A 10,442-nucleotide genomic window follows, 5' to 3' on the forward strand; every position below is an offset into this window, starting at 1 on the left:
CGACTGGCGCGGCCTGGCGCTGCCGGTGCGGCTCGGCGGCCAGGCGCTGTGGGTGCAGGTGGCCGAGGATCTGCGCCACCCCGACGTGCTGCTCGACGATGCCGCCGCCGGCTTCCTGCGCGACGTCGCCTGGGTGGTGCTGCCGGTCTTCCTGGCGCTGGGCTGCGCCACGCTGTGGATGCTGCGGCGGATCAAGCAGCCGCTGACGCTGCTGGCCGCCGAGGCCAGCCGCCTCTCCGCCGACGCACCGGGCGAGCGGCTGAGCGAGGCGGCGGTGCCGGGCGAGCTGGTGCCGCTGGTGCGCGGCATGAACCGCGCGCTGGAGCGGATCGAGGCCAGCCAGGCCGAGCAGCGCGATTTCGTGGCCGATGCGGCGCATGAGCTGCGCACGCCGCTCGCCGTGCTGCAGGCGCAGATCGACCTGATGGCCGACCGCGCCGCCGCCGCGGCGCTGGAAAAGGACCTCGCCGTGCTGGAGCGGCTGGTCGGCCAGCTGCTGGCCATCGCCGCGCTGGACGCGCCGGGGCTGCGGCCGGACACGCGGCTGGACCTGCGGGCGCTGACCGACGACCTGGCCGCGCTGCTGCGGCTGATGGCGGCGCTGCGCGGCGTCACGCTGCGCACCCGCCAGCCCGCCGCCGCGGTGCCCGTGCTGGCCGAGGAGGAGGCGCTGTCCCAGGCCATCGCCAATCTCCTGGAGAACGCCATCGGCCATTCGCCGGAAGGCGCGGCGGTGGAGGTGACGGTGGGCGTCGATGGCAGCGTGCTGGTCGAGGATGCCGGGCCCGGCGTGCCGGAGCATGAGCGGCGGCTGGTGTTCCGCCGCTTCTGGCGCAGCCGGCGGCGGGCCGACCGGCGGCGCGGCGGCGCGGGCCTTGGCCTGTCGATCGTGCAGCGCGCGGCGCTGCTGCATGGCGGCGATGTCTCGGTCGGCGCCTCGCGCCTGGGCGGCGCCGCCTTCCGGCTGTGGGTCCCGGTGCTGGCGCCGCCGCGCGGCTGACCGCTCAATCCGCCGGGGCGGCGCGGCCGCGGCGCAGCAGCACCGCCCCGGTGATGAACAGCGCCAGCGCCACGGCCAGGGTCGGCAGGCCGAAGATCATCAGGGTGAAGAAGAAGGCCGACAGGCCGTCGCGCCGGTCGGCGCCGGGGGCCATCTCCGCCAGGCTGTGGCCGGACAGGCCGAGCAGCCCCAGGAGATAGGCGAGGGCGATGCCGCCCAGCACCACGCAGCCCCAGCCCCAGAGCCGCAGCAGGTTGCGGGCGCGCGGCAGCAGCACCAGCAGCGCCACCAGCACCGACAATTGCAGGCCGAGCACGACCATCTGCCCGGTGCTGAGCGTGTCCTGCGCCGCCGGCCCCTGGGCGGCGCCGCCGGCGGGCAGGGCCAGCAGCGCCAGGCCGAACAGGCCGGAGCTGCCCCAGCCCGCCACCAGGGCGATCACGGCACTGGAGATCCAGCGTTTCCAGCTCAGCGACATGCGGCTCTCCAGCGGGGTGGGCGGGCGGAAGCGCCGCGCCCGGTCCTGCTAGCAAGCCGGGCGGGGCGTGTCAGCCGCCGCTCGCGGCCTTGGGATCAGCCGGCCAGCTCGCGGCGGACGATGGCCGCGCCCTCCACCATCGCCTTCAGCTTGCCGAAGGCGCGCTCGCGGGGGAGGTATTTCATGCCGCAATCGGGCGCCACCACCAGCCGCTCCGCCGGCAGGCGGCGCAGCGCGGCGCGGATGCGCTCCGCCACGATCTCCGGCGTCTCCACCGCCGCGTCGCCGAGATCGAGCACGCCGAGCATGATGGTCTTGCCCGGCAGCGCGTCGAGCACGCCGAGATCGAGCCGCGGCTGCGCCGCCTCGATCGAGATCTGCGCGGCGCGGCATTCGGCCAGCTGCGGCAGGAAGGAATAGCCGGAGGGCTTGTCCTTCACCACCGCCGCGTAGCCGAAGCACAGATGCACCACCGTGTCGCCCTCGATCCCCTCCAGCGCGCGGTTCAGCACCTTGACGCCGAAGCGCGCGGCGGCCTCGGGGCGGGCCTGCATCCAAGGCTCGTCGAACTGGATGACATCGACCCCGGCGCGCTTCAGCGCCTTGGCCTCCTCGTTCACCGCCACGGCGTAGTCCATCGCCATGGCCTCCTCGTCGCGGTAATGCTCGTCCGCCGCCTGCTGCGACAGGGTGAAGGGCCCGGGCAGGGTGATCTTGGTGCGGCGGTCGGTGTTGGCCACCAGGAACTCGACATCGCGCAGCTCCACCGCCTCGCGCCGGCGGATCGGGCCGATGACGCGCGGCACCAGCGTCTCCTTGCCGGCGCGGCCCATGGTGCGGGCCGGGTTGTCGAGGTCCACCCCGTCCAGCGCCAGGGCGAAGCGGTTGGAATAGCTCTCGCGCCGGATCTCGCCATCGGTGACGATGTCGATGCCGGCGCGCTCCATGTCGCGGATGGCGACGAGCGTGGCGTCGTCCTGCGCCTGTTCCAGCGCGTCCTCGGCCACCCGCCACATCTGCTTCATGCGCACGCGCGGCACCAGGTTCTGCGCCAGCACCGCGCGGTCGACCAGCCAGTCCGGCTGCGGGTAGCTGCCGACGACGGTGGTGGGCAGGAGGGTCTCGGTCATGCGCGGGCTTCCTTCTTCAGCGGTGCGGCGGGCTTGGGCAGCGCGGTGGGCTGGTAGGCCAGCAGCCGCCAGGCGCCGCCCTCGCGCGCCCAGACGGCGCAGCTCAGGCTGGCGATGCTCTTCTCGGCGCCGTGGCGGGTGATGTCGGCGCGCATGCTGCCCAGCGCCACGACCGCGCCATCGCCCGCCGGCAGCAGGTGATGCGTCTCGTGCCGGATGGCGTGGTAGCGCAGCGCGCCGCTGCGCAGGCTCTCCAGATAGCTCTCGCGCGTGTCCTGCGTCGCATCCGAATGCGCATAGACCAGGCGCGGCGAGAGCAGCGCCGCCAGCGCCTCCAGATCGCCCGCCAGCATGGCGGCGTAGCGCGCCGCCTCCAGCGCGCGGATATCGTCCTGCATGGGGTGGTCCCTCATGGTGCGTTGGCCGCCAGCAGCCGCTCGGGCCAGGTGGCGACACGGAAGAAATCCAGCCCGCCCTCGCCGCTGGCCTGGTAGGCGGCGGCGAATTGCCGGGCGAGCGCCGAGAGCGGCATCGGCGCGCCGGCGCGGCGGCCGACCTCCAGCGCCAGGTCGACATCCTTGGCCAGCAGGTCGATATCGGCGGACGGCGTCCAGTCGCGCGCCTTCAGCATCTCCACCTTGTAGGCCAGCAGGGGCGAGCCGGCGACGCTCTGCGACAGCGCCGCCAGCATCGCCTCGCGCGTCAGGCCGAGCCGGCCGCCGAAGGCCAGCGCCTCGCCGATGATGGCGGGCGTCAGCGCCACCACGAGGTTGACCATCAGCTTGGTGGCGCGCGCCTCCTCGGCCGGGCCGCAGCGCAGCACCTCGCGCCCCAGCACCGACAGCACCGGCCGCAGCCGCGCCAGGGCGGTATCGGGGCCGGAGAGGAACAGGGTCAGCGCGCCCGCCTCCGCCGTCGCGGTGCTGCCGGAGACCGGGCAGCGCAGATACTCCACCCCGAGCGGCGCCAGGATCGCGGCCACCTCGGCCGAGGCGGCGGGGGAGATGGTGCTGAGATCGACCAGCACCTGCCCCGGCCGCAGCGACGGCGCGGCCGCGCGCACCACCGAGAGCAGGGCGGCATCATCCGGCACCATGGTCAGCAGCACCGCCGCCGCGCGCGCCAGGGCGGCGGCGTCGGGCGCCACCTGCGCGCCCTCCAGCGCCAGCGGCGCGCAGCGCGCCGGATCGGTGTCGGTGACCCAGAGCGTGGCGCCGGCGCGCAGCAGCCGGCGCGACAGCGGCGTGCCCATGCGGCCGATGCCGACCCAGCCCAGGCTCCAGCCCTGCAAGCGTTCCATCGCTACAGCCCCAGATAGAATTTGCGCACCAGCGCGCTGTCGCCCAGCGCCGCCGGGCTGTCGCCCTGGAACTCCACCCGGCCATGCACCAGCACATAGCCGCGCTCGGCGATGCGGATGGCCTGGTGGAAATTCTGCTCGGCCATCAGCACGGTCAGGCCGAGCTTCTCCTTCAGCTCGGCGATCTTCTCGATGGTGCGGGCGACCAGGATCGGCGCCAGCCCGACCGAGGGCTCGTCGACCAGCAGCAGGCGCGGCGCGCACATCACCGCGCGGCCGAGGGCGACCATCTGCTGCTCGCCGCCGCTCATGCTGCCGACCGGCTGGTGCCTTCGCTCGCGCAGCCGGGGGAAGGCCTCGTAGCAGAAGTCGAGATGCCGCGGGATGGCGGCGCGCGCGGCGCGGCGATAGGCGCCGAGCAGCAGATTCTCCTCGACCGACAGGCGCGGGAAGAGCCGCCGCCCCTCCGGCACCATGGCGATGCCGAGATCGACGATCGCCTCCGGCGAGAGGCCCACCAGATCGGTGGTCTGCCCGTCGATGCTGGCGAGGATGCGCCCACGGCTCGGCTTCAGCAGGCCGAGGATGCAGCGCATCAGCGTCGTCTTGCCATTGCCATTGGTGCCGAGCAGCGCGACGGTCTCGCCCGCCCGCACCTCCAGCCCGACATCCTCCAGCACCCGCACCGCGCCATAGCCGGCGTCGAGCCCCTCGACCCTGAGTTCAGCGCCCAAGATAGGCCTCCTCCACTTCGGGCAGGGCCAGCACCGCGGCCGGCTCGCCCTCGGCCACCAGCCTGCCGGCCACCAGCACCGCCAGGCGCTGGGAGAATTCGGTGACCGCGCGCATCACATGCTCGATCATGATGATGGTGGTGCCGGCCTCGTTCAGCCGGAACAGCAGGGCCAGGATCTGGTCGACCTCGGTGTGCGACAGCCCGGCCATCGCCTCGTCGGCGATCAGCAGCTCGGGCCGCAGCGCCGTGGCGCGGGCCAGCTCCAGCCGGCGCAGCTCCACCTGGGTCAGCTCCGAAGGGCGGCGATGCGCCTTGCCGGCCAGCTCCACCTGCTCCAGGCAGGCCATGGCCGCCGCATCATCCGCCGGGCCGCGCCCGCCATAGGCCAGCGGCACGCGGATATTCTCCAGCACCGTCAGGCCCCGGAAGGGGCGGGGAAGCTGGAAGCTGCGCGCCAGGCCGCGCCGCGCCCGCTGGTGCGAGGACATTCCTTTGAGTGGCTGGCCCTGGAAGGTGAAGGCGCCATCATGGCTGGCGAAGACACCGGCCAGGCAGTTGGTGAAAGTGCTCTTGCCCGAGCCATTCGGCCCGATCAGCCCGAGCCGCTCGCCCTTGCGCACGGTGAGGTCGATGCCGGAGAGGGCGGTGAAGCCGCCGAAGCGTTTCCCGACGCCCTCGGCGCGCAGGATGATCTCGCTCATGCACGCCTCCGGAACAGGCCGATGATGCCGTGCGGCGCCAGGCAGACGAAGAGCACCAGCACCACGCCGACGATCATCAGGTTGACGGCGGAGGAGATGGTCACGGTTGCCGCCTGCTGCAGCGAGGCCAGCAGCACCGCGCCGATCAGCGGCCCCGCCCAGCTCGCCGTGCCGCCGATCAGCGGCATGGCGATGGCGTTCACCGCATAGGCCAGGCCGAAGGCCGAGTTCGGCTCGACATAGGAGCCGAGATAGGGCAGCGGCGCACCGGCCACCGCCATCATCGCGCCGCTGATGCTGGTGGCGATCAGCTTCAGGCGCAGCGTCGGCACGCCGGCCGCCTCCGCCGCCGCCTCATCGTCGCGCAAGGCGGCGAGACCGAGGCCGAGGCGCGAGGTCTCGATGCTGCGGGCCAGCGCCACGGCGGCGACGGCCAGCACGACGGCGACGGCGCAGAGAAAGGCGCCGTAGCTCTCGAAGCCGAAAGGCACCTCGCGCGGGCGCAGCACATAGGCGCCGCGCGAGCCGCCGACATAGTTCCAGTTGGTCACCGCCGTCTGCAGCACGACGGCGAGGCAGAGGGTGGCGATGGCGAAATAGGCGCCGCGCAGCCGTAGCGTCAGCAGCCCGGTGCCGAAGCCGAGCGCCCCGCCCACCAGCGCGGCGAGGCCGATGCAGGGCAGCAGGCCCAGCCCCATCGCCTTGCCGGCGGCGACGGTGGTGTAGGCGCCGGCGGCGAAGAAGGCGGCGGCGCCGAAATTCACATAGCCCGCATAGCCGCCCAGGATGTTCCAGGCGGTGGCCAGCACGACATATTGCAGCACGAAGGTGGCGGCGAAATAGGCGTATTCGCTGCCCAGCGCGCCGAGCGCCAGGATCACCAGCGCGCCGAACGCCATCGATGCCAGCCAGAAGCCGGCATGGCCCAGGCGGCGCGGCCGGCGCGGCGCCTGGTAGGCCGGGGCGGGGAGGGTGGTGTCGCTCATGCCACGCGCCCGAACAGGCCCTGCGGCCGGAAGGCCAGCACCAGCAGCAGGCAGCCAAAGGCCACGGCCGGCGACCAGGAAGGGCCGAAGAAGCTGGCCGTGACATTCTCCACCACGCCGAAGGCCAGCGCCGCCGCGACGCAGCCGCCCAGCGAGCCCAGCCCGCCCATGATGACGATGGCGAAGACACGGCCGATGAAGACATGGCCCGACCAGGCATCGACCGGCTGCACCACCGCCAGCGCGCCCCCCGCCAGCGCCGCGAAGGCGATGGAGAGGCCGAAGGCGATGCGCTTGATGCGCACCGGGTCGATGGCCAGCAGGCGCAGCGCCTCGCGGTCCTGCGCCACGGCGGCGATGGCGCGGCCGATGAAGCTGCGGCGCAGGAACAGCGCCAGCAGCCCGATCGCCACCAGCGACACCGCCGCCGGCACCAGCATGCGCAGCGGCAGGTCGATCTCGCCCAGTCGCCAGGTGGTGGACGCGTAAGCCGCGTCGGCGAAGTGCTGCTCCGGCCCGACCGCCAGCACCAGCCCGACCTCGATGATGAACATCACGCCGAAGAAGAAGGCCAGGCCCTGGATCGCCTCGTCGCCACGGCGCTCGAAGAAGTGGTGATAGGCGCTGTACAGCCCGGCCCCCAGGAACCAGAAGGCCGGCGCCAACAGAACGGACAGCAGCAGCGGGTCGAGCCCCGTCCCGGCCCAGAGCAGCGCCACCAGCATCGCCGCCAGCACCATGAAGGCGGGATGCGCGATGTTGACCACATCGAGCAGCCCGAAGGAGAGCGACAGACCGGCGGCGGCGGCGGCGTAGAGCCCGCCCAGCAGCAGGCCGGAGACGATGCCGTTCAGCAGCAGGGCGAGGTCGGGGTCCATCACAGCCCCGCCGTATAGGGCTTGCGCAGCTCGCCCGATTTGTAGCGGGCGGGGGTCAGGATCACCTGGGTGCCGGCGCGGCGGAACTGGTCGATGCCATTGCCCTGCACGCCCTGGTACTGGGTGTAGAGGTTGCGCTCCTCCACCCATTCGCCCTCGGCGTCGAAGCGCAGCGGGCCGATCACGGTCTCAAAACTGTTGGCGTGCATGTCGGCGGCGAGCGCCGCCTGGTCGATGCGGCCGACCCGCTGCACCGCCTGTTCCAGCACCTGCATCTGCGCATAGGCCAGCGGCGGCACATAGTGGCCCAGCGCATCGGCGTTCTCGCGCGCCGCCAGCGGCTGGTAGCGCTCCAGCAGCGCCTGCATGCCGGGGAACTGCACGGTGGGCTCGGGCGCGTAGACGTCCCAGACCACCAGGTTGTTCAGGATCGGCCCCAGCTGCAATTTCTGCGCGGTGATGTGCGGCCCGATCATCGGCCCGCCGAACATCGCGAAATTGACCCGCAGCTCATTGGCGGCGCGCAGCAGGCCGGCGCTGTCCGGCGGGTAGGAGCCGACGAACACCACATCCGGCCGCGCCGCCTGCACGGCGCGCAGGATCGGGGTGAAATCCACCGTGCTCGGCGGATAGGCGCGGTCATAGACCACGCGCAGCCGGTGCTCCCGCGCCAGATGCCGGGCGCTCTCCGCCGTGCGCTGGTGGAAATCGCTGTCGAGGTTGACGATGGCGACGCTGCGCGGCTTCGGGTCCATCGCCATGGCGATGTCGAAGAAGCCTTTCGCGAATGTCTCCTTCACCCGCGATCCGGCCGGGTTGATCGAGAAATACCGGTCATACTTGAAATCGGCATTCACGCCCGTGCCGAACAGCGAGACGAAGGCCATCTGCCGCTGCATCACCACCGGCATGGCCGGCGCGATGATCGCCGTGGCGTAGCCGGAGATCACCAGGTCCACTTTGTCGACATCGAGCAGCTTGGTGTAGATGCCGGGCACCTGCGCGCCGGTGGACTGGTCGTCGTAATGCACCAGCTCGACCGGCCGGCCGAGCAGCCCGCCCTTGCGGTTCACCTCCTCCGCCCAGATGCGGTGCGCCAGCAGCGCCGGGCGGCCATTGCCGGCCAGCCCGCCGGAGAGCGACATCGAATAGCCGATGCGGATCGGCGGCCCGGAGGGCGCCGATTGCGCTTTCGCCCGTGCCGGCACCGTGGCGGCGGGCACGCTGATGGCCGCCGCCAGCGCCGCGCGGCCGAGGCCGCGCCTGCTCAAATCCTGCATGAACCCATCCTCCTGTTGCGGCCGGGGTTCTCTGTCCCCTTGGGCCGTAAGCGTGCCGCCCTAGCCGGCGGCGATCCTCGAGGGGTCGGCGCCGACGCGCCCGCTGCTGTCGTGCGGCGCGCGGCGGGCGATGCGGAAATCATAGCGCACGCAGGGCAGATCCTGCGCCGGCGCGTCCGGCAGGCCGCGCCGCGGCTGCACGATGAGGGATTCCGACACGCCGAACACCGTGTCGCTGCCGATATGCGGATCGTCGCCGAGATAGAGGGCGGTGATCAGCTCGCGATAGCCCTCGGCGCCGATCAGCATGTGGATATGCGCCGGGCGGAAGCCGTGCCGCTGCTGCGCCCGCACCATGTCGCCCACCGGCCCGTCCATCGGGATGGAATAGCCCAGCGGCACCAGGGTGCGGATGGCGTAGCGCCCTTCGGCATCGGTGCGGAACTGGCCGCGCATGTCCATCACCGAGGGGTCATTGGCCTGCAAATCATAGGCGCCATCGGCGTCGGTGGACCAGATCTCGACGATGGCGTCGGGCACGCCCTCGCCCTGCTCGTTCAGCACGCGGCCATAGAGCATCATCTCCGGCCCCTTGGCATGGGCGGCGATGCTCTCGCCATAGCCGTATTGCGGCGCCGCCTCGCGGTAGAAGGGGCCGAGCAGGCTGGTCTCGGTCGCCTCGCCCACGCGGTTGGCCTGGTCGTCCATCAGATTGACCAGGCGCGACAGGCCGAGCGTGTCGGAGAGCAGGATGAATTCCTGCCGGTAGGGGGTGCAGGCCTGGCCGACGCGGGTGAGGAAGCCGATCGCGGCCAGCCATTCCTCCGGCGTCAGCCGCGTCTCCCGCGCGAAATCGTGCAGGTGGCGCACCAGGCTCTCCATCACCGCCCGCAGCCGCGGATCGGGGGTGGAGGCCATCTGGGCGATCACCGCCTCGGTCACGCTGTTCTGGTCCAGATCCGCCATTCTTGTCCTCCTCTGTCCGGGGCGGGTCTCGCTGGCCCGCGCCTTCGGCGCCCGCACAACTTGGTTCGGCGTCCTCAGTCGGGGCGGATGCCGGCCGCCTCCACCACCGCGCGCCACTTGGCGATCTGCGCCCGCGTGATCTCGGCCAGCTGCTCCGGCGTGCCGCCGGTGGGCTGCACCCCCTGCGCGCGGAGGTTGGCCAGCGCCGCCGGGTCGCGCAGCAGCGCGTTGGTGGCGGCGTTCAGCCGCGCCACGATCGGCGCCGGCAGGTTGGCCGGGCCGAACAGGTTCCACAGCCCCTCCACCACGAAATCGGGCACGCCCGCCTCCTGCATGCTGGGCACCTCGGGCAGGATGTCGACGCGCCGCGCCGAGGTCACCGCCAGCGCCCGCAGCGTGCCCGCCTCCAGATGCGGCTTGAGGCCGAGCGGGTGGTAGAACATGGCGTCCACCCGCCCGGCGATCAGGTCGGTCACGCCCTGGCCGGCATTGCGGTAAGGCACGTGCTCGGTGCGCAGCCCGGTGCGCAGGTTCAGCAGCGCCTGCGCCAGGTGCCCGGTGGTGCCATTGCCGGCGGAGGCGAAGGTCACCGGCCGGGTTTTCGCGAGCGCCAGCAGCTCGGCGACCGTGCCGACGCCGAGCGAGGGCGGCACGCCCAGCACGATCGGCGTGGTGACGAAGGGCGCGATCGGCGTGAAGTCGCGCACCGGGTCGAAGCCCTGGTCGTTGAACAGGCTGGCATTGATGCCATGCGTGCCGTTGGTGGCCAGCAGCAGCGTGTAGCCATCGCCCGCCGCCTGGGCGACCGATTGCGCGCCGAGATTGCCGCCGGCGCCGGGCTTGTTCTCCACCACCACGGGCTGGCCGGCGTCGCGCGCCAGGGCCTCGGCCAGGATGCGGCCGAGGATGTCGGTGGTGGTGCCGGCGGCGAAGGGCACCACCAGGCGGATCGGCCGGCTGGGCCAGGTGGCGCCGCGCGCCGGCGCC

Annotated in this window: 12 protein-coding genes; 1 reads left to right on the forward strand and 11 read right to left on the reverse strand. The window is 72.4% G+C overall.

Annotated elements, in window-relative coordinates; all coding sequences use genetic code 11:
- Positions 1–1,000: sensor histidine kinase (locus HMPREF0731_RS18515; RefSeq protein WP_007005727.1), on the forward strand; the 1,000-nt coding region annotated here is incomplete at its 5' end.
- 4 nt (positions 1,001–1,004) lie between these two features.
- Here the strand turns inward: HMPREF0731_RS18515 and HMPREF0731_RS18520 are convergent.
- From HMPREF0731_RS18520 to HMPREF0731_RS18570, 11 genes are all read right to left on the reverse strand, one after another.
- Positions 1,005–1,478: a hypothetical protein gene (locus HMPREF0731_RS18520; RefSeq protein ID WP_007005728.1), complete on the reverse strand. Its 474-nt coding sequence runs from the start codon at positions 1,476–1,478 to the stop codon at positions 1,005–1,007.
- 95 nt (positions 1,479–1,573) lie between these two features.
- Positions 1,574–2,608: a 5-methyltetrahydropteroyltriglutamate--homocysteine methyltransferase gene (locus tag HMPREF0731_RS18525; RefSeq protein WP_007005729.1), complete on the reverse strand. Its 1,035-nt coding sequence runs from the start codon at positions 2,606–2,608 to the stop codon at positions 1,574–1,576.
- Positions 2,605–3,006 carry a nuclear transport factor 2 family protein gene (locus HMPREF0731_RS18530; protein WP_211207963.1) on the reverse strand — a complete coding sequence of 134 codons (402 nt, stop codon included), beginning with the start codon at positions 3,004–3,006 and terminating at the stop codon, positions 2,605–2,607. Before HMPREF0731_RS18530 ends, HMPREF0731_RS18525 begins: the two co-directional genes overlap by 4 nt.
- An 11-nt stretch (positions 3,007–3,017) precedes the next feature.
- Positions 3,018–3,908 carry an NAD(P)-dependent oxidoreductase gene (locus HMPREF0731_RS18535; protein ID WP_007005731.1) on the reverse strand — a complete coding sequence of 297 codons (891 nt, stop codon included), beginning with the start codon at positions 3,906–3,908 and terminating at the stop codon, positions 3,018–3,020.
- 2 nt (positions 3,909–3,910) lie between these two features.
- Entirely contained in the window at positions 3,911–4,642 is a 732-nt protein-coding gene (locus HMPREF0731_RS18540; RefSeq protein WP_007005732.1) for an ABC transporter ATP-binding protein, read from the reverse strand.
- Complete coding sequence (locus tag HMPREF0731_RS18545; RefSeq protein WP_007005733.1) at positions 4,632–5,345, reverse strand: ABC transporter ATP-binding protein; 714 nt, start codon at positions 5,343–5,345, stop codon at positions 4,632–4,634. Before HMPREF0731_RS18545 ends, HMPREF0731_RS18540 begins: the two co-directional genes overlap by 11 nt.
- Positions 5,342–6,331 carry a branched-chain amino acid ABC transporter permease gene (locus HMPREF0731_RS18550; protein ID WP_007005734.1) on the reverse strand — a complete coding sequence of 330 codons (990 nt, stop codon included), beginning with the start codon at positions 6,329–6,331 and terminating at the stop codon, positions 5,342–5,344. Before HMPREF0731_RS18550 ends, HMPREF0731_RS18545 begins: the two co-directional genes overlap by 4 nt.
- Positions 6,328–7,209 (reverse strand): branched-chain amino acid ABC transporter permease, encoded by an 882-nt coding sequence (locus HMPREF0731_RS18555; RefSeq protein ID WP_007005735.1) that lies wholly within the window; start codon positions 7,207–7,209, stop codon positions 6,328–6,330. The genes HMPREF0731_RS18550 and HMPREF0731_RS18555 overlap by 4 nt, the downstream gene beginning before the upstream one ends.
- A complete protein-coding gene (locus tag HMPREF0731_RS18560; RefSeq protein ID WP_007005736.1) occupies positions 7,209–8,489 on the reverse strand; it encodes an amino acid ABC transporter substrate-binding protein in 1,281 nt (426 codons plus the stop codon). The genes HMPREF0731_RS18555 and HMPREF0731_RS18560 overlap by 1 nt, the downstream gene beginning before the upstream one ends.
- 60 nt (positions 8,490–8,549) lie before the next feature.
- Positions 8,550–9,455, reverse strand: a complete 906-nt coding sequence (locus tag HMPREF0731_RS18565; RefSeq protein WP_007005737.1) for a dioxygenase family protein — start codon at positions 9,453–9,455, stop codon at positions 8,550–8,552.
- 74 nt (positions 9,456–9,529) lie between these two features.
- Positions 9,530–10,442: Bug family tripartite tricarboxylate transporter substrate binding protein (locus HMPREF0731_RS18570; RefSeq protein WP_007005738.1), on the reverse strand; the 913-nt coding region annotated here is incomplete at its 5' end.

The sequence above is a fragment of the Pseudoroseomonas cervicalis ATCC 49957 genome (assembly GCF_000164635.1).
Classification (GTDB): Bacteria; Pseudomonadota; Alphaproteobacteria; order Acetobacterales; family Acetobacteraceae; genus Pseudoroseomonas; species Pseudoroseomonas cervicalis.